We start from the raw sequence: 23,024 nt of genomic DNA, 5'->3' as shown, positions 1-23,024 counted from the left end.
GCCATGGAAGCGATCCTGCAATCGGTACTCACCTGCCCGCACTGTGGTGCGATGAAAGAAGAGACCATGCCGACCGATGCCTGCCAGTTTTTTTATGAATGCACTGCCTGTAACACGGTGCTGCGTCCCAAATCCGGCGACTGCTGTGTCTTCTGCTCATACGGCACGGTGCCGTGCCCGCCGATTCAGTTACAACAAGACTGTTGCAAACACTGATGCGATATGACCGAACCTGAATTGAAAACAGTGCCACTGGCACATGTCCACGGCGAACCGATGATGGAGATGCCGCTGGATTTGTACATTCCGCCGGACGCGCTGGAGGTGGTGCTGGAGTCCTTTCAGGGACCGCTGGATCTGCTGCTGTATCTGATCCGCAAGCACAACCTAGACGTGCTCGATATCCCGATGGCGTCGCTTACCAAGCAATACATGGTCTACATCGAGGCGATGCAGCAGCACCGGCTGGAACTGGCGGCCGAATACCTGCTGATGGCGGCGGTACTGATCGAGATCAAATCGCGCATGCTGTTGCCGCGTCTGCCCAAGGCCAGCGAGGAAGAAAACGCAGAGGACCCGCGCGCCGAATTGATGCGCCGCCTGCTCGAATACGAGCAAATGAAATCGGCCGCGCAGAAGCTGAACGAATTGCCGCAAGCCAGTCGCGATTTCGAACTGGTGCAGGTGTTGATCGAACGCACAGTCATCGAGCGCCTGCCTTACGTTACGGTGGAAGACCTGCGCCATGCCTGGCTGGCCTTGCTTACGCGCGCCAAGGTTAACGCACACCACAGGGTACGCCGCGAAGAACTCTCGGTGCGCGAACAGATGACCAAGGTGCTGCGCCAGTTGCGCAATACCGATTTTGTTTCGTTTGAAAGCCTGTTTGAAGTGGACGCCACCATCCCGATGCTGGTCGTCACCTTTATCGCCATCCTCGAACTCGCCAAGGAGAACCTGGTCGAGATCACACAAACCGAAACCTTGGGGAACATCTATGTCCGAACCAGCCGAGCAATCACTGCCGAGTGAACATGACACAGCCGATCGCCCTGAACCCATAGAAGAGGGGGGTGACTCCGTGCGAACGGATGTTGTTGAAGCCGAGCACGCGGTAGATACCGTGCAACTGCTGCGCATATTCGAAGCGGCTTTGCTGACTTCGCCGGAACCGCTTTCCAACACCGAGCTGAAACGCCTGAGCGAAATTCCGGTGGAGACGAAGTTCGTTGAAGATTTGTTGCAGCAATTGGCAGACAAATACGCCACCAGCGGTGTCGAGTTGAGCCGTGTTGCCAGCGGCTGGCGCTTCCGTGCACGCCCCGAGATGCAAGTGCATCTGGATAAACTCGATCCGCAGAAACCGCCGCGCTATTCGCGCGCCGTGCTGGAGACCTTGGCCATCATCGCCTACCGGCAGCCGGTGACGCGCGGCGATATCGAAGAGATACGCGGCGTCGCCGTGTCCTCGCAAGTGTTGAAGACGCTGGAATCGCGGGGATGGATCGAGAGCATTGGCACCCGGGATACACCCGGCAAACCGGCTTTGTATGCCACCACCCCGCAATTCATGGATGACCTCAATCTACGCTCCCTGCAGGAATTGCCCGCGCTGGAAGAGATGGGCACCTTGCTGGAAGAGGGTATTGTGGATGAACCGGCGAAGGCCGAATCCGAAGCCGCGGGTTCCGCAACAACAGAATCCGAAACCAACGCCGTCTAACGGACATGCCGAATAGTTGCTGCGTAATGCTCGCCACGTCCGCCCCCCCCTATCCAACTTTCCCCCGCGCGCGGGAGAAAGAGCAAACGAATCGCTTCGCGGATTTCACTCCAATGACCGCGATCAAGCGCATTTCCTCGCGCGACAATCCATTCTATAAGTCGCTGCATAAACTTTCATCTTCAGCTCGTGAACGGCGAGAACTCGGGCAGACGCTGCTCGACGGCCCGCATTTGCTGCGTGCCTTTCTGGATGCGGGAGGCAGGCCAAAACATCTGCTGGTCAACGAAACGGCATTGCAGGATGCCGAGACTGCTGCCTTGCTCGATGCCTGCGGCGATGTGCCGCGAACCCGGCTTGACGATGCCTTGTTCGCACAACTGTCCGAACTCAAAACGCCGAACGGCTTGCTCGCGCTGATCGATATTCCGCAGGCCAGAGTGGAAACAGGGCACAGCCAGTTCGCCTTGTTGCTGGAGGATATCCAGGATCCGGGTAACCTTGGCTCTATCCTGCGCTCGGCTGCGGCCGCAGGTTGCGATGCGGTGTTCCTTTCGCCAGGCTGTGCCGATGCCTGGTCACCCAGGGTGATGCGCGCCGGAATGGGCGGGCACTTTGCATTGAGTGTTACGGAGTCTATAGATCTGCTTGAGGTTGCATCCAAATTTACCGGCAAGATCATGGCCGCTTCACTGCAGGCAGACAGATCCCTTTACGATAGCAACCTGCGCGGCAAACTCGCCTTTGCCATCGGCAACGAGGGGGCGGGATTGTCCACGGCCTTGCTGGAAGAGGTGCAGCAGCATTTCATCATTCCCATGCCGGGCAAAGTCGAATCGCTGAATGCTGCTGCGGCGACGGCGGTATGTTTGTTCGAAGCGGTGAGACAGCGGCGTTAAGTAGTAATCAAGTAGTGCAGGGGCTATATAACTGTTGTTGGTATGCCAGCCAGTTGCGCACCTTGGTCATTGCGAGTTCCAGATTAAGCGATGCCTCGTCGCTCATACTTTCCCCCAGTTCGAAGCCGTAACCGCGTATGCGCAGCAGAAAACTGCGTGGGGCATTCGTCCCATAAACTTGCCTGAAAGTGTGCAACAGCGCAAATGGTGTCATGGCATGGCTGGTGTAACTATGGTCCTGTGCGGCAGCGATTTCGGAGATATGAAACGGGGCATCGCAGGACATATCGGCATCGACGAACAGCACCGCACTGCGCCCGAGCAGATCGGTGACATGCTCTACCTGCAATTGGAAATCCTCGATCAGTTCGACTTGGGCAGCGATTTTGTCAGTTTGAATTCGGCGAATCAGTAGCGGTGCCAGCGCGTCATCACCGCGCGATTCGTTGCCGATGGCAAAGATCAGGAGCGGAGCGACCATCAGGCCATGGAGCAGAACGAGCCATCGGATGAGCGCGTCAGCAAATCGACCCGGTCACCTTCGATATCCAGCAGTTCCACTTCCAGCGGCATCTTGCCCAGCGCATGGGTAGCACAGGACAGGCACGGGTCGAAAGCACGGATGGCGACCTCGATGTGGTTGAGCAAGCCTTCCGTGAGCTTGCGTCCGTCGATGTACTGCCGCGCCACCTGGCGGATGGCCTCGTTCATCGCCTGGTTGTTGTGGGTGGTGGAGACGATCAGGTTGCAGCGCACGATCTGGTCGTTCTCGTCGACCTTGTAGTGGTGGATCAGCGTGCCACGCGGGGCCTCGATCACGCCCACACCGCGTTCCTGCCGCTCGCCCTTGCTGACCAGGTCGTTGCCCTGCAGATCTGGATCGTGCAGCAGATCGCGCATCACTTCGGCGGCATGCAGCATCTCGATCATGCGCGCCCAGTGGAAGCCCAGCGTCGCGCCTGTTGCCGAACCGCCGTTGAAGGCAAGGAATTCTTTGCGGGCCTGCTCGGCCAACGGGGTGGGAATGAAGTCGCACTGTGTCACACGCGAAAGCGGTCCGACACGGTACCAGCCGGTCTCCGGGCCCAGGCTGCGCAGGAAAGGGAACTTCATGTAAGACCAGGTCTTCACGTCTTCGAAGATCACGTCCCAGTAATGGCTGTAATCGTAATGGTCGAACAGCGTGTTGCCATTCATGTCGCGGGCACGCAAGCCACCGTGGTAAAGATCGAGTGCACCATCGCTGCGCACCATATTGAGCGTATGCGCCTTGAAGCGACCGAAGTTGTTGTAGAGATCGAGGTTCTGCTCGAACAGTTGTTTGGCAATGGCGACCGATTCGCGACTCCAGACCACGATCTGTTCGATGTCCTTGAGCAGGTAATCGCGTTCTTCGATGCTGACGTTCTTGTTCACTCCGCCAGGGATGGAGCCCGTGCCGTGGATGCGTTTGCCCGCAGTGATGCGGATCACTTCCTGGCCAAACTTGCGCAGCAGCACGCCTTGTCTGGCGATCTCGGGGTAGGCGGCAGCGATGCCGACGATATTGCGCTTGGCCATTTCCGAATCGAATCCGAACAGAAGATCGGGCGAGCACAGATGGAAGAAGTGCAGCGCGTGCGACTGCAGGATCTGGCCGTAATGCATCAGGCGACGAATTTTCTCTGCAGTCGGCATGAGTGTGGCACCCACGATCATGTCCATCGCTTTGGATGCCGCCAGATGGTGGCTCACCGGGCAGATGCCGCACAGCCGCTGCACCATGACCGGCGCTTCCCAATAGGGGCGACCCTGAATGAATTTCTCGAAGCCGCGAAACTCGACGATGTGCAGGCGTACTTGATGCACGCGGTCATCCTCGTCCAGCAACAGCGTCACCTTGCCGTGGCCTTCGACGCGCGACACCGGATCGATGGTGACACGGCGCAGTTTTTCGGGGTGCGCGGCAGTTTCCAGTTTGTCGTTGATATCAGTCATATTTGATCAAGCCATGCCCCAGTTCCGGCGTCTTGCCGGCGATGAGGTCGGTGAGGAACTTCCAGATGGCGTCGGCGGAAGGCGGGCAGCCGGGGATGAAATAATCGATCTTCACCACTTCGTGCAGCGGGTGCACCTTGTCCAGCGGCAGCGGCAGTTCGGGATCGTTCGGGATGTGGCCATGCAGCAGACCCGGTTCGGTGAGATACACCTCGGTCAGGCAACTGCCCAGGTCGAGGTGATTGCGCTGCGCGGGGAGTCCGCCGTTGATGGCACAGGCGCCGATGGCGATGAGTATCTTGCAGTTTTTGCGGAACTCGTGCAGCACGTGCACGTTCTCCGCATTGCATACGCCACCCTCGACGAGACCGATATCGCACGGTCCGCAATGCTTGATGTCGGTCAGCGGGGAGCGGTCGAATTCGATGAGATCGAGCAAAGGGAACAGGCGTTCGTCGATGTCGAGTATGGACATGTGGCAACCGAAGCAACCGGCAAGCGAAGTGGTGGCGACGCGCAGCTTCTTGCTCATGGCGTACCCTCGCAGGCTGCGCAGTTCCCGTTGGCATCGGTCTGCCTTGGTGCATCGTCCAGTGCCTGCGCGCTGATCGGGCGCTGGTCATAGCGTCGCTCGCCGATGGTCACACTGAAGCCGACACGCTTGGGCAGGATTACGCCGACAGGGCAGACCTGCATGGCCTTGTCGGTGAGCGCGATATTGGTGTCGGAGAGCTTGCCGGACTCGGTGTTGACGATAAGGTGCTTGGTGATGCCGCGCCCGGATAGTGCAAACACGTTCTTGCCGTCCACCTCGCCGGAGGCGCGCACGCACAGTTCGCACAGGATGCAGCGGTTGAAGTCCAGCAGTATGTCCGGATGCGAGGCATCCAGCGGGCGATCGGGATATAAGTGGCGGAAACCTGTCGCGTGTACTTCGAGGTCATAGCCCAGTGCCTGCAACACGCAATTGCCGCTCTTCTCGCAAGAAGGGCAGAAATGGTTGCCTTCGGCGAACAGCATCTGCACCAGCGAGCGGCGCAATGCGTTCAATTCCTCGATCTCGCTTTCCACCTCGAGTCCGGCCTCGGCAGGCATGGTGCACGAGGCCACAGTACGCCCGTTGACCTTGACCGTGCACAGTTTGCAACTGCCGTGCGGCTTGAATTCAGGGTGATAGCACAGGTGCGGGATGTAATGACCGGCAGCCAGTGCGGCCTGCATCACGGTCTGGCCCGGTTCGAATGGAATGGTCGAGCCGTCGAGCAGGAAGGTTTCCCTCATTCGATCTCCTTCAGATGGGCGCCGGCATCGTCGCGACCGGTCATCTGCCTAGCGCGCGCCAGCGATCCGTCGAGGTCGAAGGCGGGTGAGAACATCAGCGATTTCAGCTTGCTTTCGTAGGAGGGGCGGAAATGCTTGAGGGTATGCAGCACCGGGTTGCAGGCCGTACGCCCCAGGCCGCAGTGGGAAGTTGTCTGCAATACGCGGTCAAGATTCTCGATCTCGGAAAGGTCGTAACGCGTGCCATGTCCGGCGGCGATCTTGTCCATGGTCTGTTTCAGGATCGAGGTGCCGACACGGCAGGGAGTGCAGAAACCGCAGCTTTCATGCGCGAAGAAATGCACGAAATTGCGCGCCACTTCGAAGAGGTCACGGCTGTCGTCGAAGATCATGAACGCTCCCGCGGTGGGCAGATCTTCAAAGCCCAATCTGCGGTCGAATTCGCTTTCCGCAACACAAACGCCGGAAGGCCCGCTGACTTGCACCGCGAGCGTGTTTACCGCACCGCAGTCCTGCAATATCTCGCGCACCGAAACGCCAAAGGGGTATTCGTAGATGCCCGGGCGCTGGCAATCGCCGGACACAGAGATCAGTTTGCTGCCGGTGGATTTTGCCGTGCCGATGGCGCGGTATTTTTCGGCGCCCATGTGCAGTGCCAGCACAGCCTGGCAGAAGGTCTCGACGTTATCCACGGCGGTCGGTTGCTGCAGATAGCCGTGTGTCACCGGGAACGGCGGGCGATTGCGCGGCACGCCGCGCTTGCCTTCCAGCGATTCAATCAGGGCCGATTCCTCGCCGCAGATGTATGCGCCGGCACCGAGATGTATCTCGATATCGAAATCGAAACCGGTCTGCCCGAGGATGCTTGTGCCGAGCAGGTTGTTTTCACGACGGCGCTGCAAGGCCGCTTGCAAGGGTTCGAACAGATATTGGTATTCCCCGCGGAGATAGAGAAAGCCTTTTCTCGCACCTACCGCCAGGGCACATAGCGTCATGCCTTCGAAGACCAGATCGGCCTTCCGAGTAAGCAGCACGCGGTCCTTGAACGTGCCCGGCTCACCTTCGTCGGCGTTGCATACCACGTAATGTTCGGATCCCTGCGCATTGCGGCAGGCCTCCCATTTCAAACCGGTGGAGAAGCCTGCCCCGCCACGTCCCCGCAGGCCTGACGCCTTGAGGGACTCGACGACATGCTGCGCACCAGACGACAGGGCAGCGCGCAGCAATTCCCCGGGTGCCAGTGTGCTGTCGAGCAACAGGCCGCTGCGGCGGATATTGTCTTCAACGCGGAAAAAATCGGCGGGCCAGTCTCCCAGCGGCGTACGGTTGCGTATCAGCTGGACGATCTCCTGTACCCGCTGGTGATTCAGGTTTGTGATGGCGCGTCCGTTGACCAGTAGCGCCGGTCCCTGGTCGCACATGCCGGTACAGGAAGTGGTACCGATGCTGACCAGCCCGTCTTCGGAGACTTTGCCCGGCTGCAGCCACAATTGCTGGCACATCAGCTCCATCAAAGGCTGGCTACCCAGCATGCGATCGGTGATATTGTCGGAGAACAGGACGCGGTATTCGCCGTGTGGCTTCAGATGCAGGAATGAGTAGAAAGAGGCCACGCTTTCAATGCGTGCGCGGGGAATGGATAATCTTTGGGCCAGTTCGGTAACAATCTGATGCGGGATATGACCGAAGTGCTCCTGAATCTCCCGCAGTATCTGCAATAGTTTGGATGCATTGCTTCCATGATGCTGTACCAATTGTTCCAGCCATACCTGCCCGGAAGCATCAAAACGTATTTCGTTGTCTGGTAGCATAGCGTCGTCGTTAGTCCGTGACCGAAACGTACTGCGGCAGTTTACCCCTATTCAATATAAACAGTACAAGAAGGAAGTGATTGAACATGCACATGCACGACCCCCATCCTTTTTCATTCGAAGTGGAAGAAGCCAATTTTGACGAGCGTGTCGTCGCCCGTTCACAAGAATCACCCGTCCTGCTGGATATTGGCGCCGAGTGGTGTGCGCCATGCAAGGTTCTGGGGCCGCATCTGGAAAGGCTTGCGAAGGAATATAACGGCAAGTTCCTGCTGGCCAAAGTGGATGCCGACGAGAACATGCGCATCGCGGGAAAGCATAAAGTCCGAGGATTTCCGACGGTTATAGCCTATAGTCGCGGCGTGGAAATCGACCGTTTTCACAGTTCTCAACCGGACCACTTTTTGCGCCAGTTCATCGACAAACTGATCGCTCATCATCAGGCCAACGTGTGATTTAACAACTTAACGCGGAAGTTTTTTGTTGGCTGAAGGCAAAACAGCCAACAATTAGTTTTGTTGAGTATCCTGTGACTGCCTGATCAATGAAGGGCTGAGCTGGTGTTTTTGTAGTAGCTTGTAAAATTCTGTACGGTTCCGCTTGGATAGCTTTGCCGCCTGGGTGACATTGCCTTCGGTGATCTTCAGGATGCGAATCAGATAGTCCCGTTCGAAGCGGCTCTTGGCCTCTTCAAGCGACATCAGTATTTCTTCTTCTTTGTGTATCGTCTGCTGGACGAGTACAGACGAGATAAGCGGAGTGGTGGACAGCACGACACTGCGTTCGACCACGTTCAAGAGTTGCCTGATATTGCCGGGCCAGGGTGCGCTGATCAGCGTTTCCATCGCTTCCGAGGAGAAACCGTTGGTTTTCCTGTTGTATTTTTCGGCGAGGATGGACAGGAAATGTTTGGCCAGCAGCGGGATGTCCTCACGACGTTTGGCGAGTGGGGGGATTCCCAGTTCCACCACATTCAGGCGGTAATAGATATCCTCGCGGAAGTTGCCGGCAGCGATTTCGTCATTCAGGTTGCGGTGGGTCGCGGAGATGATGCGCACATCGAGCGGAATGGGTTGTGTTGCACCGACGGGAGTTACCTGTTTTTCCTGCAGCACCCGTAATAGCTTGCCTTGCAGCACAAGCGGCATGTCGCCGATCTCGTCGAGGAAGACCGTACCACCCGTTGCCGATTGGAATAATCCCTTGTGGTCGCGCACAGCCCCGGTGAATGCACCTTTGACATGGCCGAATAGTTCCGATTCAAGCAGTTGTTCAGGAATGGCTGCGCAGTTGATGGCTACGAAAGGCCGTTGCGCACGCGGGCTGGCATTGTGTATGGCTTGGGCAAGCAACTCCTTGCCGGTTCCGCTCTCGCCGCAGATCAGGACGCTCGCATCTCCTTCGGCCACCAGCTTCGCCTTGCTCAGGATGTCTTCCATCACCGGGCTCTGGGTGATGATGGCGGCGCGCCACTCGTCCGCCTCGCCGGGTTGCGCTGCCGTCGCGAATGAAATCTGGAGCGCCTTCGCGACTTGATCCAGCAGTACCTTGCTGTCGAACGGCTTGGTCAAATAGCCGAACAATCCACGCTGCGTTGCATCGACTGCGTCCGGAATGGTGCCGTGCGCGGTCAGCATGATGACGGGCAGCGTCGGGATGTTTTTGTGAATATGATCGAACAGGGCCATGCCGTCCATGCCCTGCATGCGCATATCGGTGATCACAAGGTGCGGCCTGGAAATGTCCAGACTGTTGATGGCGGCCTCGGCGCTGTTCGCCGTATCCACCTCGAACCCGGCGGAGGCAAGTCGCATGGATAGCAGCTGCAGCAGGTCCGAATCGTCGTCAACGATCAGTATTCTGCGCGCGGGTGCCATCGTCAATTGCGTTGCACTCATGGTTGATCCCGGTGTATCAGGTTGATTTCAAGATCCTTGACGGCATCGATCTTTTTTTGAAGGAAATCCGAATGCACCTTTTCGTCAGAAAGTTCCTTTTTGAGTTCGGAAATGCTGTCATCCGCATGCTGCTGTTGTTCTAGTAACACACTCAAAAGAAGGGCAAGGTCGGGCAGAGTGGAGGGAACAGGTTCCGGCCCTGCAGGCATATTCTTTACAAGATTGAGCGCCGCCGCGGTACTGTGAAACTCGGTATCGGGCAAGGATAACAGTATTGCCAGTTTGAGACGGTCCGAATTACTGCCGGTTTCAGAAAAGCTCAGGCTGACCGCATGATATTCGCTGGCGACGTCGGAGGCTGGCAGTGTGCCCAGACAGGTGTAGTAGCGCAAAACCCGATCGGCAGAGAGCGCAAGGGCCTGCGGAGGGCAAGCGACGAGATTTGTCGTGGGGAGGGAAGTCGGCACAACCGAGCATGCAGAAAGCAATGTTGCGATGGCAAGCACTTTCAGCATCAGGATAAACGGAGTCTTGTGGTTCATAGCGTAGCTGTGGCGCGATTCAGCGGAAGGGTGATGCGGAAGCATGTGCCTTGATGAATCTCCAGCAATTCGATTGAACCTCCATGCGCCAGCACATATTCGCGGGCGATGGACAAGCCAAGCCCGGTACCTCTGATATGTCCTTGAGGTGCCTTGCGTCCCTGATAGAACGCATCAAATATCTTTTCTCTGTCCATAGGGTCTATACCCGGGCCGGAATCCTGAACTTCCAGCCTGACACTGCTATCGATAACGCCTGCATGAATTTTGACCAGCCCGCCTTGAGGGGAATATTTGATTGCATTGGACAAAAGATTGTCCACAATAGTCCTGACTTTTTGTTCGTCACATTCAAGCATTAAATCAGGACACAGGAGTTCGATTTGCAGCGATTTATTTGTGATTGCCAGATATTGGTCGTGCAGTACCGATTCCAGAACCATTCTCAATGCCACTCTCTGTATGTGGAGGGCGGCTTTCCCAGCCTGCAACGCGCTGTAGTTTAACAGGTCTTCAATTCGTTTCTGTAATTGGATACTGTTGGCAAAAAGTATTCTTGCAATTTCATTTTGTTTGGCGGTGAGCTTGCCGGCTATGCCTTCCGAGAGAAGATTTGCTCCTTCGCGGATCGAGGTGAGCGGGGTCTTGAGTTCGTGCGAAATATGCTGAAGGAACGTTGATTTTTGCTCCTCGATCTCAAGCAGGCGCAGGCGCATCCAGTTCAGCCTATCCCCAAGTTGCTGCAGATCCTGGGGGCCGTCGATTTTGATGGTATTCGATAGTTCGCCATTTCCCATTGCCCTGATCGCATCGTCAATTTGCCGTATAGGCCTTGTGATCAGTATGGAAAATCCAAAAGCCAGCAACAGGGCTAATGGCACCAGGCCAATCAGCAACCAGTATGTGATTTTGTTTGCCTGCCCGGCCATTTCCTGCATCGCCTCCACTTCATGCTCGACTGGGGCATCCCCGTGGATCAGAAACTCCTGCGTAGAATCCATCAGTGGGGTGAAATCGATATTCCGTATCCCCGCCTTTTTTCGTGGAAGATGAATTTTCTGCACCCTGGAATAAATTGCTGACTCGGATGTATCCATGATGCTTACAAGCTGATGCTGCTTGTCCGTAAGAGGGAGTGTCGAGAGATTCTGCAGGATCTCCCGGAACTTTCCATGGCCCTGGTAATACCCCTTAAGCAAAGATTTGTCTGCCAAAATCAGCGACAACCTGACGCTGCGTTCCATCGCTGCAGCCTGATCGACCAGTATGCGGCTGAAATGTGCGATTTGCTCTGCCTGATAGACGGCTTGCCTGCTTTGTTTTGAAAGTTGGCTGATCGATGCCGTGCTGTATATGAGCGGCAGTATCAAGGGCAGGGCAACAAGCAACAGGCCGACAAGAATTAACCCGGCGAAAGATTTCGGGGGCAGTCCTGATAATTTTTTTTTCAGAGTCGCCACAAAGTTATTGCTCATCGTGCATCGTGTCGTGGCCTGGATAACCGCAGAGAAAACACGCCATATTTTTGGCAGGGAGATATAAAAGCAGGATTGTTGGTGACTATATAATCGGCTCGGTGAAGCAGCAAGTGAATTTGCATCACTGTCGGGCTTTAACGACATTTGATCTATTGCATGCTATGCACATTACGGATGAGCGAGCGCCGATAAGATGGGGAAATTATTCACCCATGCGGCAAACATCTGGCCGAATATGTGGATTGCCTGCCCAGATTGAAAATAATCGGAATCGATCCGGGGAAGCGGTTTGGCCCCTTTCTTGACCGACTCGCTGACCGTTTCCATAGAATGTCATGTTGACTATTTAAGCGTTTAATAATATTCTAATAGGCATGGCACGTCCTAACCCTGAACGTGCCGTCTTAACTCTCCCCCTTTGTTAAGACATTTGCCCCTGTTCCGTGAGGTTCAGGGGCATATTTTTTTCTTGCCTATCGAACTCTCAGCTTCCGATATCGGCCAATACATCAACAATTTCGACAAGAAACTTGACATCGCACTATTCGGCACATGAAATAAATGAGTTGCTTGAGGCAAGGCAAGCAATTGTGTTTGCAGCTAGCTGGCACTACTGGCCGTCCCGCAAAGCAACCAGAAGGTTGCCAAGTGGTTTGGTTATGTCGAACCGTGATGAAAATCCTATTCTAGATGCTGGATAATTTGGGTGCGGGAATAGCCGACTTGGAAGTTGTGCCGAGATCAAGTTTCAATGGCACATCAAGTTCCTTGGCTTCCACTTTTTCCGGAGCAGCGATCTGCTTACGCTCTGGCGGTATGCCGGCAGCCAGCAGCGCTGCAGTCGTGATATTGCCGCGTGTTCCGGACAACTCTTGCAACTGGACATCGGTGACCGCCTCACGATCGCGCAGGCGTTGGAACAATATGGTTTAGAAATCTGTCCCCTTCAGTTGTTTCACCTTGTCTGGCTGGCAGATCGCATTGGATCTATTGACTGAACAGTTCTGCTAAGGCAGGCTTTTGAGCAATCGCCTGCTCGATATCAGTCTGTGAAAGCGGTCCGTCATGGTGGCCGACAAGTTTGCCTGAGGGAGAGTAGAGAAAGCTGGTCGGCATGCCTTTCATTTCGCCGAAATCACTGGCGATATCCTCGTTGCCCAAGATGATGGGATAAGAAATCGACGTTGACCGAACTGCATCGATGACTTCCTGTTTTTTTCGGTACAGTACCGCGACTCCAATTACCAGCAAGTCCTTGTGCTGTTTCTGCAGAGCATCGAGTCCCGGCAATTCTTCGAGACAAGGAGGACACCATGGTGCCCAGAAATTGATCAGCACCCATTTGCCTTTTTGTTCGGAAAGTTTGTAATGCACACCGTCTTTGTCTTTCAGGTTCCAATCACCCGCCAGTGCCATGTGGGTCGAACATAGTGACAGAAGGAGCGCCAGGAACGCACCTTTCAATGGGGCCGACAAATTTTGTTTTGCTTGCGCGTTCATTTATAGCACCTATATCACAGCCATTTTATTGCTGACTCGTCAGAAAGATTGTCTTACGCCCACCGTCAGGGTGTAGCCCGGGGTCAGTTGGAGCGAGTTGACGTTCTGGTAAATCGGGATCTGGACAAATCCGTAGACTGAGGCGCCACCCCCGACACGCACCGATACGCCGGGTGCCAGATAAGCCAGCGTGCCGCCCGTGACAGGAACGCCGGTGACCGGATCGATCGGCACGGTCACCGGCGTTCCGGTGTCCGCCTGGCGCCTGATGACGTTCAGCTGCAGCATGGGTGAAACCTTCGCACCGAAACCGGCGTAGCGGATCCCGGTATTCAGCAAATAGGCATCGCCTGGGCGATAGTCCTGGTTGCCCAGCGCCTGTTTGGTTGCCACCGCATGCTGCACGGTCCCCTGCAGGAACCAGCCGTAGATATCGATGGTACCCGTGGTATACCCCCCCAGAATAATGTCCGTGGAGCCGGTGCCGATTTGCAGTGCTGCATCGAGAGGCGTGCCGACCGCGGTTCCGGAGTCGAAATTCTTGCTGGTACTCCCGGTGGGCAGCTTGATACCCGCGATGATGCCGGAGGAGCGTTCGTCGGAGAACCCGGTATAACGGCCAACGACGCGGACATCACCGATACCGGCATCCGACGAGGTGGAATAGCTGGAACCCAAAGGAGCAGTGGTGCCGAAGGTGCCATGCGAGCGCATTACATAGGGCAGCATGATGCCCATGCCCCAGGTATCCTCGTTATAGAGCAACGAGGCTGTCATCGTCTGCGTTCTGGTGTAGTCCTCGACTTCTTCGCCTGCTGCCAACCGGTTATTGATCAGCGCGGGTGATGCGGCACTCGTGCCGTAGCGTTGCCTGTTCTGGTTGAGATAGTCGTAGGAAACATCGGCAGTGAAGCCGGGTTTGCTGGAGATGCCCTGGGATTCCCAGTCTCTGGAAAGGGTGTCTCCACAGGCGGCACAGGCATTCGCTTTATTCATCGATAACAGCAGAATGATTACGAGAGTAGCGGCAATCACTATTCGAAATGATTTGTTGAAAGTTGAAGCGTTGTGAATCGCATTCATAATGACTGATCGATCTTCGACGATATATATAATTGAACTAGAACAACGTCTGATTTCTTCCTGTGGTAACTCGCATTCTTTGTGTTCGAGCTGTTATGCATATGAAAGTGCATTCCGAAGACCATTTCCCACTGCGGTTTGTCCACATGTACTGCTATACGGTGGAATCAATTATTGCTATTTGCATTGAATGACAACTTGCAGAAGACTCTATAGAACCTTGTTACACGTGGATTTACTCGTCATTAATTATATGATGTATTCTACATACATCATATAATGTCAGAGCAAGATTTGTCACGCTTACACATCCCAAGGAAAGAATTTAGATTAATTGAGGAGTTGATATTGTGAAACTAACTGTTTACACGGACTATTCGTTGCGTGTTCTCTTGTACCTTGCATCAAAGCCAGATGCAACGGCCACCATCACCGAAATTACCGACTACTACAACATTTCTCGGAATCACCTGGTTAAAGTGGTTCACAACCTTGGAATACATAATTTCATAATTACGAGCAGGGGCAAGAATGGAGGGGTAAAACTTGCGCGCCCTGCCGAAGATATCTTGTTAAGTGATGTGGTCAGAACAACTGAAGCTGATATGGATCTGCTTGAATGTTTCAATCCCAAAACGGACAACTGCGTGATAAGTCCGACTTGCCGATTAAAGTCGATGTTGTACGAAGGGCGCGCAGCCTTTATGGCTGTACTTGAGAAATACACATTAGCCGATGCAGCTAAGCCGATTGCTAGATCTAAGTCAGGAAAACCGGTTTATGTGACTTTCACCTAACCGATTCAAGCAATCGAAATTTGCAGTAGTGATTTGATAATTCTTGTCGAACAATAGTGGCGCAATAATTAACATAAACCGAGTTGCCTGCTCATCATTTCTAGTCATTTCCCAGTCCTTTTTCCGCATTAAATATAACCATAACGCTGTTATCTGTTAATAAAACGTTATATATACGTTATCCCTGCGTTAAAGATGTATTTAAAATACATATTCAGTTGACATCCTGAATACTTGATATTTATAGTGCGTCTAACTGTCTGATGCGTCATTTATTCGCAGAATAAAAAGAACAGAAGCGCTGTATTTGATGGCGCATTTTTTTGGCTCTATAACATGTATTTAAAATATATCTACGGGGGCGATTATGAAATTGTCGGGAGCAATAGCAGGGGTGATTTTTTCTGTGATTGGAGCGTTGCCGTCTTTTGCCTGGGCTGAAGCGCGCGAATTCAATATGACGATCGAAGAGGTCACGATCGAAGTTGCTCCAGGATTCGTCAATAAAGTATTTGCATTCAATGGGCAAGTACCCGGCCCGTTGATTCATGTCAAGCAAGGGGACGATGTGACCGTGCATGTGACGAATAACACGACTTTGCCACATACCATGCACTGGCACGGCGTCAATCAGATAGGTTCATGGCACAACGATGGAGTGCCTGGAGTTACTCAGGATGCGATTCAGCCCGGCGACACGTTTACTTACAAATTTACGGTCGATCGTCCAGGCAGTCTCTGGTATCACTGCCACGTGAATGTTTGGGAGCACGTGGCTACTCGCGGCATGTGGGGGCCGTTGATCATTGATCCGAAAAATCCGAGTGATCTTGAAAAGAAAGTAACCAAAGACGCGATCTTGATGATGAATACATGGGAGTCTGCCTATGCCAACTCCTATGGCAAGGGGGGAGCACCGCAAGATATTTCCGATTATTTTTCCGTCAACGCAAAATCCTTTCCGTATACCCAACCGATCCGCGTGAAAAAGGGGGATGTGCTCAGGTTGCGTTTTTACGGGGCGGGCGATGAGTTCCATGAGATGCATTTGCATGGCCACGACATGCTGATTACGCACAAGGACGGCTATCCGCTGGATCATCCTTACTATGTGGATACGATTTCTGTCGGCCCGGGAGAGCGTTATGACGCCATCGTCGAGATGAAAAATCCAGGTTTGTTCATCATGCATGACCATGTGGACAAGCACATGACGAACAATGGCGCCATGTTGGGCGGACCGGTGACGGTCATCGAATATGAGGGCATCAAATTCGACACTTTCTATGCGTGGAAGGACAAAGTTTACGATCCCAATTACTTCTATAGCGAGTCGCTCAAACAGGGGTATGGCTTGTATAACAACACTGCATTCCAGGGCCAGGCCATAGAACAGACCAGAAGGCACAGATAACATGAAAATAATATTTTTAATTGCATTGCTTGGCCTTGCCTTGCCCTCGTGGGCAGAAGATGGAGCCACGATTTTGAAAAAGGATTGCGAGTCTTGCCATAACCTGTCCGGCCCGGCGCCGCAGACGCTGAAAGAGGTCTGGAGCCTGAAAGGGCCGAACCTTGCCTACGCCGGAAATAAATACCGGAAGGAGTGGCTGGTGGAGTGGCTACAAAAGCCGACGCACATACGCCCGGCGGGAGAGTTCTATGGCAACCATATCAAGACTGGCGACAAGCACGATGTAGTGGATCCCGCAACGATCAGTGAGCACATGGCTTTATCCAAATCCGACGCAGCCGCGGTTGCGTCAGAGTTGATGAAGTTGAAACAGCACGACGATCTGATCGCCAAGGAAAAAATCGTTCCTGGCAAGGGCTCCAAAATGATGGACGAGATGATGTTCGACAAGTTCCTGGGATGTATGGCCTGCCACCAGATCGAACCGGATTACGGTGGCTTGTCCGGCCCCGAGGTTTATACCGCTGCGCGACGCCTGCAGCCTGAATACATTGCGAGTTTCATTCGCAGTCCGCAAGCCTGGGAACCCAAGACCTGGATGCCGAACAAGCATGTTTCGGATGCCAACATACAAAAGCTGGGTTACTACTTTGAAGAGATAAAGACAGGAGCTGGAAATGGCAAATAGCCAAATTCTCTTGGCACTATCACTGCTGCTGATTTCGGTGCCCGGATATGCAAATGAAAATGCCGCCGACAATTACAAAACCTATTGCGTGCAATGCCATGGAATCAAGGGTAATGGCAATGGCGTAAATGTCCGCGATATGGCGGTGCAACCCCGTGATCACACTGACGCGAAGGCGATGTCGGCACGATCGGACGAAGCCTTGTTCAAAGTGATTAAAGAAGGCGGGGCATCAATCGACAAATCCATACTCATGCCGCCGTGGGGAGACACATTCAGCGACGAAGAGATCAAGGATCTGGTGCAGTACTTGCGAGTGCTGTGCAAATGCAAATTTGGATCATGACAAAAGTTGAGGGGTAGGGAACGCAAGGTGGGAGGGGAGAAATAGGGGAAGTAAGCAGGCATCAAGAAGTAGAGAAGTAGGCAGTAAGAGGAGGAGAAGCAAGTAGGTCAGAAGTAGTTGTGTTTAACGTAGCTAAACAGGGAGAGCATGAATGAAAAAACTTACGAAAGTGACTTATGCAGCGTTTGCTGCAGCGGCATTGCTTTCATCATCGGGCGTATTTGCCAAGACCGTCGAAATTACCATGACGGCCAGGGAAGTCGATCTTCCCGTCAATGGCAAACTGGTTGGTGGCGCGGATACCATGGCAGCATGGACATTCGACGGCTCTATTCCAGGCAAGCCGGTGCGTGTAAATGAAGGTGATACGGTCGATTTTACTTTGATCAATCCGGCAGAAAACAAAAATTCACATGCGATGGATTTCCATGCGGCGCAAGTGAACGTGCTGGACGAATTTGCTCCAGTAAAACCGGGCGAACAGAAACATTTCAAATATGTCGCCAAGGTTCCTGGCGTGTTCATGTACCACTGCGGTGCAAGCCCGATGGTGCAGCATATCGCGCGGGGCATGTACGGTGTGATCATTGTCGAGCCCAAGGATAAGAAGAACTATCCGAAAGCTGATCGCGAGTATGTGTTGGTGCAATCTCAGTATTTCCCGGACGTCGAGAACTATGGCGCAATGTTGGGTGATGCCAACGCCTGGAAGGGTTCTCTGATCAACGGCAAGATACTTCATTACGATCCCGTGCATGATCCAAACGGCGGTCATGACGTATTGGAAGCCCTGCCCGGAGAGCGCGTGCGCATTTTCTTCCTGAATGCAAACGTCAACCTGCCAGTTGCCCTGCACCCTATCGCCAGCATATGGGATCGCGTGTATATCAACGGCAACCCGAAGAATACGCTGTACGGGATTCAAACGTACAACGTAGCCGTCGCCGAAGCTGATACCTTCGACCTGGTAACGCCCAAGGACAAGGACGTGGCTGGTATTGCAATCGTTGACCATTCCATGAATGCTGCTCTGCGCGGTGCAATCACGGTCCTGGTGAGCAAGAAGGACGCCGATCCGAAAAAAGGTCACGGCGAGATGATCATCCTCAAGTAGTTAATCTGTGGTCTTTGGGGGAGGCCAATCCTCCCCCTTTTTTCAGAAAGAAAACAGCATGACAAGGAAGCAGGTCGCCGTCAGTGTCGCCTTGATCGCCGCTGTTGTCTTTGTGTCATTTTTTCTTGTTCGTTCACCAATCTCGCATGGCAACGAGGCGAAACAAGTCTCAGCATTACCCCAGATCAACGGTGCAGGACCTCACAAATATTGGGTTTGTCCCATGCACCCTGAAATATCGCAGGACCATCCGGGCACCTGCCCGATTTGCGGAATGAAACTTGTCGAAGCCGGTACTGCAGAAACGCATGTGCATGGCATCCAGGTCGACAGCGCCACCGAGCGGCGCATGGGCGTTCGTTTGGCACGCATCAAGCAGGAGGTCATCGGCCAAGCCGTTCAGACTTACGGCAATGTGGTCATTGCCGAAAGCAAAACGTTTGCAGTGCACCCAAAGTATGAAGGCTGGATCAAGAAATTGTATGTCCATTCTGTAGGGGAACCGGTCAAGGCCGGGCAGGTATTGTATGAAATCTATTCGCCCGATTTGATTGTGCGGCAACGGACTTATCTAAGCTCGATCGAGCGCAGGAAACAGCTTCTGCAGACCATTCAGACCACTTCAGATACCGAAAACGATTATGTAATGGAAATGGCGATGGATGCGGCTAACGACAGGCTCAAGCTGAATCAGGAAGAGGGGGTCAGCGTCGAGAATATCAAAGCCATTGAAGAAAAAAAATTGGCAAGTGAAGTGGTTCAGATCATCTCGGAGCGTTCCGGTGTGGTCAGCCAGATCAATGTTAAAGAAGGCAGTTATGTTATGTCCGCGAATCCGATTCTTGTGTTGGCCGATGTTTCCAGTGTATGGATAGATGTCGTGCTTTACCCGGATCAGGTGTCGCAGGTGAAACGCGGCGATGCAGTGACAATAAGGGATGCGAACGGGCTGGAAATTTATTCCAGATTGAGCTTCATCAATCCGCTGGCGAGTGGCAACAAAGTGATTGCAAGGGTAGAACTGGACAACGCACGCTACCATCTGCGAACGGGTACCTTTGCCGACGTAACGATTCAGATTCACCCGCACAAGGCCTTGGTGTTGCCGCGCTCGGCGGTCATTTACACCGGGGACGGAAATATGGTGATGCTGTCGCGCGGCGCAGGACATTTCCTGCCAGTGCCTGTCACGACGGGCGTCGAAAGCGGGGATGAGATCGAGATCGTGGATGGCCTGCAGGAAAATGCCGAAGTCGCGGTCAACGGCCAGTTCCTGCTGGATTCGGCATCTTCATTAAGTGCCGCGTCCGAACGTATGCACGCGCACTAAACATGATCCGGCGCATCATCGACTGGTCAATTAACAACCGCCTGCTGGTCATTGCGCTGGCGTTGCTGATCGCTGTTGCGGGAATTCGCGCCACACTGGAAATGACGCTGGACGCTATTCCCGACCTGTCCGATGTACAGGTCATCATCAAGACTCCCTATGCAGGACAATCGCCCGAAATCGTCGAAGACCAGATTACCTATCCGCTGACTACAGCATTGCTTTCGGTGCCCGGATCGACTGCCGTGCGCGGGTTTTCGATGTATGGTGAATCCTACCTCTATGTCTTGTTCAAGGATGGCACCGATCCCTACTGGGCGCGGTCCCGTGTACTGGAGTACCTGAGTCAGGCTGAGGCACGCCTGCCCAAAGGTGCAGTGCCTACACTGGGTCCGGATGCCTCGGGGGTAGGCTGGATTTTCGAATATGTATTGGTCGATCGCGGACATCGCTACGATGCGGACCAGTTGCGGGCGGTACAGGATTTCTTCCTGAAATATGAGTTGCAAAGCTTGCCCGGTGTATCCGAAGTTGCCAGCGTCGGCGGCATGGTCAGGCAGTTCCAGATCGAGGTGGACCCGAATCGGTTGGCGGCGTACAAGATCACGCTGCAACAAGTGGCCGATGCCGTCCGGGCGAGCAATTCTGCCAGCGGCGGATCGGTTGTGGAGTTGGGGCGTGCGGAATTCATGGTGCGATCCAAAAATTATTTGAAGAATCTCGACGATATTCGCGGCATCACGCTGGCGGTGGATGAACAGGGTGTGCCGGTACGTCTGCAGGATGTGGCGCATATCAGCACCGGCCCGGAACCGCGTCGCGGCGTAACCGATCTGGACGGGATGGGCGAAGCGGTCGGCGGGATCGTGGTGATGCGCCACAACCAGAATGCGCTGGATACCGTGAATGCAGTCAAGCAGCGGTTGCAGGAGATTCGCTCCGGATTGCCCGAGGGCGTCGAGCTGGTGGTGACATATGATCGCTCGGGCCTGATTCTCGATGCGGTGCATACCCTGCGTGGCAAGCTGATCGAGGAGTCGCTGGCCGTGGCGCTGGTGTGTTTGCTGTTCCTGTTTCACCTGCGTTCTTCGCTGGTCGCTGTCGTTACCTTGCCTTTGGGCATTTTGATCGCCTTCATCATCATGCAAGCGCAAGGCGTGACGGCGAACGTGATGTCGCTGGGCGGCATTGCGATTGCCATCGGCGCGATGGTGGATGCCGCCATCGTGATGATCGAGAACATGCACAAACATCTTGAACGCATGGGCGAGGGCGGCGACCGCTGGGAAGCGGCGCGCCAGAGCGCGCTGGAGGTCGGACCGGCACTGTTCTTTTCCCTGCTGGTCATTACGGTTTCATTCCTGCCGGTATTCACCCTGACGGGTCAGGAGGGCAAGTTATTTGCGCCGCTGGCCTATACCAAGACCTACGCCATGGCGGCGTCCGCGATGCTGGCGGTGACACTGTTGCCGGTGCTGATGGGATATTTCATTCGCGGCAGAATCGCCGGCGAACAGCGCAATCCCCTGAACCGAATGCTGCAGGCGGGCTATCGTCCGGCGCTGGATTGGGCGCTGAGGAATCGCAGGCTCACGCTGGTCCTGGCCGGCGCATTGCTGATATCGGCGCTTTATCCCTTGAGCCGGATCGGCAGCGAATTCATGCCGCCATTGTACGAAGGCGATCTGCTTTACATGCCGACCACGCTGCCCGGCATCTCGCTGGACGAGGCTGCCAATCTGCTGCAGATCACCGACCGCATGATCAAAGCGATGCCGGAGGTCGAGCGCGTATACGGCAAGGCAGGGCGGGCGGATACAGCGACCGATCCGGCACCGTTGTCGATGTTCGAAACCACCATCCTGCTCAAGCCGAAGAACCAGTGGCCAAACGGCGAAAGTGTGGAAGACCTGATTGCCAAGCTGGATCGCGAAGTCCGGCTTCCGGGCTTGACCAACTCATGGGGTTATCCTATCCGCACCCGTATCGACATGTTGGCGACCGGCATACGCACTCCGCTCGGTATCAAGATCACCGGCCCGGATCTGAAAGGAATTGCCGAGCTGGGCGTCGAGATCGAGGCGGCGCTCAAGAAAATACCGGGTACGCAGAATGTATTCGCGGAGCGCGTGGTTGGAGGACATTACCTGGATATTGAAGTCAACCGCTCCAATGCAGCGCGCTACGGCGTGACCGTTGCCGATGTGGAGAATCTCGTCCAGGGGGCGATCGGTGGAGAGAACGTCAGCACACTGGTTGCAGGACGCGAGCGATTTTCTGTCAACTTGCGCTACCCGCGCGAACTCAGGGGATCGCTGGAGAAACTGGCAGCGAGCCGGGTGACGTTGCCGAAGGGAGAACAGATACCATTGCGCGAATTGGCGCAACTCAGCATTCAAGATGGGCCCGCAGAGATCAAGAGCGAGAATGCGCGGCTGGTGGGTTATGTATACATCAACGTTGCAGGACGCGATCTGGGTGGCTACGTGGAAGACGCCAAAGAGGCGATAGGAAAATCGGTCAAGATCGGTCCGGGCTACGCGATCAAGTGGTCCGGTCAATACGCAAACCTGGAGCACGCCAAACAGCGGCTGTACTGGCTGGTTCCTCTAACCATTCTGCTGGTGATGCTGCTGCTTTATCTTCATTTCGGGCAGTGGGACAAGGTGCTCCTTGTGCTGTTGTGCCTGCCGTTTTCGCTGATTGGTGGAGTCTGGCTGGTTTATTTGCTGGGATACCAATTGTCTGTTGCGGTGACTGTGGGATTCATTGCGCTGGCCGGAGTTGCAGCAGAATTCGGCATTGTCATGTTGCTCTATCTTGATCGCGCCATTGACACATTATACCAATCGGGCCGAGTGCTTGATCGTCAGGCTTTGCTCGGCGAAGTAATGCGTGGAGCGGTGATGCGTTTGCGGCCAAAAATGATGACGGTATCGGTAATCGTGGCCGGATTGTTGCCCGTCATGTTCAGCGATGCGGTCGGCACCGATGTGATGAAGCGGATTGCAGCACCGCTAGTTGGCGGAATGATCACGGCTCCGCTGCTTTCCCTGATTGTAATCCCGGTTATTTACCTTGGATGGCAGGAGCAAAAGCTGGCTCGTACCGTCAAACATTAATTCGAATATTTCAACCCAAAC

Annotated in this window: 23 protein-coding genes; 12 read left to right on the top strand and 11 right to left on the bottom strand. The window is 54.4% G+C overall.

Annotated features, from left to right (window positions below; translation table 11 throughout):
* The first annotated feature begins 3 nt into the window (after nucleotides 1-3).
* From QOY30_RS09520 to QOY30_RS09505, 4 genes are all read left to right on the top strand, one after another.
* Nucleotides 4-216, top strand: a complete 213-nt coding sequence (locus QOY30_RS09520; protein WP_283744376.1) for a GDCCVxC domain-containing (seleno)protein — start codon at nucleotides 4-6, stop codon at nucleotides 214-216.
* A gap of 6 nt (nucleotides 217-222) precedes the next feature.
* A complete protein-coding gene (locus tag QOY30_RS09515) occupies nucleotides 223-1,032 on the top strand; it encodes a segregation and condensation protein A (protein WP_283744375.1) in 810 nt (269 codons plus the stop codon).
* Entirely contained in the window at nucleotides 998-1,723 is a 726-nt protein-coding gene (gene scpB, locus QOY30_RS09510; protein WP_283744374.1) for an SMC-Scp complex subunit ScpB, read from the top strand. Before QOY30_RS09515 ends, scpB begins: the two co-directional genes overlap by 35 nt.
* Before the next feature lie 113 nt (nucleotides 1,724-1,836).
* Nucleotides 1,837-2,622, top strand: a complete 786-nt coding sequence (locus QOY30_RS09505) for a TrmH family RNA methyltransferase (protein WP_283744373.1) — start codon at nucleotides 1,837-1,839, stop codon at nucleotides 2,620-2,622.
* 7 nt (nucleotides 2,623-2,629) lie between these two features.
* On the opposite strand, the gene QOY30_RS09500 is transcribed toward QOY30_RS09505, so the two are convergent.
* From QOY30_RS09500 to QOY30_RS09480, 5 genes are read right to left on the bottom strand one after another with little or no spacing between them, the layout of a single operon-like run.
* Nucleotides 2,630-3,103 (bottom strand): hydrogenase maturation protease, encoded by a 474-nt coding sequence (locus tag QOY30_RS09500; RefSeq protein WP_283744372.1) that lies wholly within the window; start codon nucleotides 3,101-3,103, stop codon nucleotides 2,630-2,632.
* Nucleotides 3,103-4,599 carry a Ni/Fe hydrogenase subunit alpha gene (locus QOY30_RS09495; protein ID WP_283744371.1) on the bottom strand — a complete coding sequence of 499 codons (1,497 nt, stop codon included), beginning with the start codon at nucleotides 4,597-4,599 and terminating at the stop codon, nucleotides 3,103-3,105. The genes QOY30_RS09500 and QOY30_RS09495 overlap by 1 nt, the downstream gene beginning before the upstream one ends.
* On the bottom strand, nucleotides 4,592-5,131 hold the full coding sequence (locus tag QOY30_RS09490; protein ID WP_283744370.1) for an NADH-quinone oxidoreductase subunit B family protein: 540 nt from the start codon (nucleotides 5,129-5,131) through the stop codon (nucleotides 4,592-4,594). The genes QOY30_RS09495 and QOY30_RS09490 overlap by 8 nt, the downstream gene beginning before the upstream one ends.
* Entirely contained in the window at nucleotides 5,128-5,880 is a 753-nt protein-coding gene (locus QOY30_RS09485; RefSeq protein ID WP_283744369.1) for a 2Fe-2S iron-sulfur cluster-binding protein, read from the bottom strand. The genes QOY30_RS09490 and QOY30_RS09485 overlap by 4 nt, the downstream gene beginning before the upstream one ends.
* The gene (locus QOY30_RS09480; protein WP_283744368.1) at nucleotides 5,877-7,691 is read right to left on the bottom strand and encodes an NAD(P)H-dependent oxidoreductase subunit E; all 1,815 of its coding nucleotides are present in this window, start codon (nucleotides 7,689-7,691) and stop codon (nucleotides 5,877-5,879) included. The genes QOY30_RS09485 and QOY30_RS09480 overlap by 4 nt, the downstream gene beginning before the upstream one ends.
* A gap of 86 nt (nucleotides 7,692-7,777) precedes the next feature.
* Between QOY30_RS09480 and QOY30_RS09475 the strand changes: the two genes are divergently transcribed.
* Nucleotides 7,778-8,146, top strand: a complete 369-nt coding sequence (locus tag QOY30_RS09475) for a thioredoxin family protein (RefSeq protein WP_283744367.1) — start codon at nucleotides 7,778-7,780, stop codon at nucleotides 8,144-8,146.
* 54 nt (nucleotides 8,147-8,200) lie between these two features.
* Here the strand turns inward: QOY30_RS09475 and QOY30_RS09470 are convergent, their stop codons facing one another.
* From QOY30_RS09470 to QOY30_RS09445, 6 genes are all read right to left on the bottom strand, one after another.
* Entirely contained in the window at nucleotides 8,201-9,589 is a 1,389-nt protein-coding gene (locus QOY30_RS09470) for a sigma 54-interacting transcriptional regulator (protein WP_283744366.1), read from the bottom strand.
* Nucleotides 9,586-10,131, bottom strand: coding sequence for a hypothetical protein (locus QOY30_RS09465; protein ID WP_283744365.1), 546 nt, complete (start codon nucleotides 10,129-10,131; stop codon nucleotides 9,586-9,588). The genes QOY30_RS09470 and QOY30_RS09465 overlap by 4 nt, the downstream gene beginning before the upstream one ends.
* Nucleotides 10,128-11,753 (bottom strand): HAMP domain-containing sensor histidine kinase, encoded by a 1,626-nt coding sequence (locus QOY30_RS09460; RefSeq protein WP_283744364.1) that lies wholly within the window; start codon nucleotides 11,751-11,753, stop codon nucleotides 10,128-10,130. The genes QOY30_RS09465 and QOY30_RS09460 overlap by 4 nt, the downstream gene beginning before the upstream one ends.
* Before the next feature lie 542 nt (nucleotides 11,754-12,295).
* Entirely contained in the window at nucleotides 12,296-12,532 is a 237-nt protein-coding gene (locus QOY30_RS09455) for a hypothetical protein (RefSeq protein ID WP_283744363.1), read from the bottom strand.
* A gap of 64 nt (nucleotides 12,533-12,596) precedes the next feature.
* Nucleotides 12,597-13,109 (bottom strand): TlpA family protein disulfide reductase, encoded by a 513-nt coding sequence (locus tag QOY30_RS09450; RefSeq protein ID WP_283744362.1) that lies wholly within the window; start codon nucleotides 13,107-13,109, stop codon nucleotides 12,597-12,599.
* Between the two features lie 39 nt (nucleotides 13,110-13,148).
* A complete protein-coding gene (locus tag QOY30_RS09445) occupies nucleotides 13,149-14,105 on the bottom strand; it encodes a hypothetical protein (RefSeq protein ID WP_283744361.1) in 957 nt (318 codons plus the stop codon).
* Between the two features lie 437 nt (nucleotides 14,106-14,542).
* On the opposite strand from QOY30_RS09445, the gene QOY30_RS09440 reads away from it, so the two are divergent.
* The 7 genes from QOY30_RS09440 to QOY30_RS09410 all read left to right on the top strand — a co-directional run bounded on the left by QOY30_RS09440 (nucleotide 14,543) and on the right by QOY30_RS09410 (nucleotide 23,003).
* Nucleotides 14,543-14,989 carry an Rrf2 family transcriptional regulator gene (locus tag QOY30_RS09440; RefSeq protein WP_283744360.1) on the top strand — a complete coding sequence of 149 codons (447 nt, stop codon included), beginning with the start codon at nucleotides 14,543-14,545 and terminating at the stop codon, nucleotides 14,987-14,989.
* A 367-nt stretch (nucleotides 14,990-15,356) separates the two neighbouring features.
* Nucleotides 15,357-16,403, top strand: coding sequence for a multicopper oxidase domain-containing protein (locus tag QOY30_RS09435; RefSeq protein WP_283744359.1), 1,047 nt, complete (start codon nucleotides 15,357-15,359; stop codon nucleotides 16,401-16,403).
* Between the two features lies 1 nt (nucleotide 16,404).
* A complete protein-coding gene (locus tag QOY30_RS09430) occupies nucleotides 16,405-17,091 on the top strand; it encodes a c-type cytochrome (protein ID WP_283744358.1) in 687 nt (228 codons plus the stop codon).
* Nucleotides 17,081-17,437, top strand: a complete 357-nt coding sequence (locus QOY30_RS09425) for a c-type cytochrome (RefSeq protein WP_283744357.1) — start codon at nucleotides 17,081-17,083, stop codon at nucleotides 17,435-17,437. Before QOY30_RS09430 ends, QOY30_RS09425 begins: the two co-directional genes overlap by 11 nt.
* 151 nt (nucleotides 17,438-17,588) lie before the next feature.
* A complete protein-coding gene (locus QOY30_RS09420; protein ID WP_283744356.1) occupies nucleotides 17,589-18,551 on the top strand; it encodes a multicopper oxidase domain-containing protein in 963 nt (320 codons plus the stop codon).
* A gap of 58 nt (nucleotides 18,552-18,609) precedes the next feature.
* Complete coding sequence (locus QOY30_RS09415; protein WP_283744355.1) at nucleotides 18,610-19,881, top strand: efflux RND transporter periplasmic adaptor subunit; 1,272 nt, start codon at nucleotides 18,610-18,612, stop codon at nucleotides 19,879-19,881.
* 2 nt (nucleotides 19,882-19,883) lie between these two features.
* Nucleotides 19,884-23,003 (top strand): efflux RND transporter permease subunit, encoded by a 3,120-nt coding sequence (locus tag QOY30_RS09410; protein ID WP_283744354.1) that lies wholly within the window; start codon nucleotides 19,884-19,886, stop codon nucleotides 23,001-23,003.
* Nucleotides 23,004-23,024 lie beyond the last annotated feature (21 nt).

The sequence above is a fragment of the Sideroxydans sp. CL21 genome (assembly GCF_902459525.1).
Classification (GTDB): domain Bacteria; phylum Pseudomonadota; class Gammaproteobacteria; order Burkholderiales; family Gallionellaceae; genus Sideroxyarcus.
The sequence above is the reverse complement of the archived record's forward strand: the minus strand, read 5'-3'. Positions and strand labels throughout refer to the sequence as shown.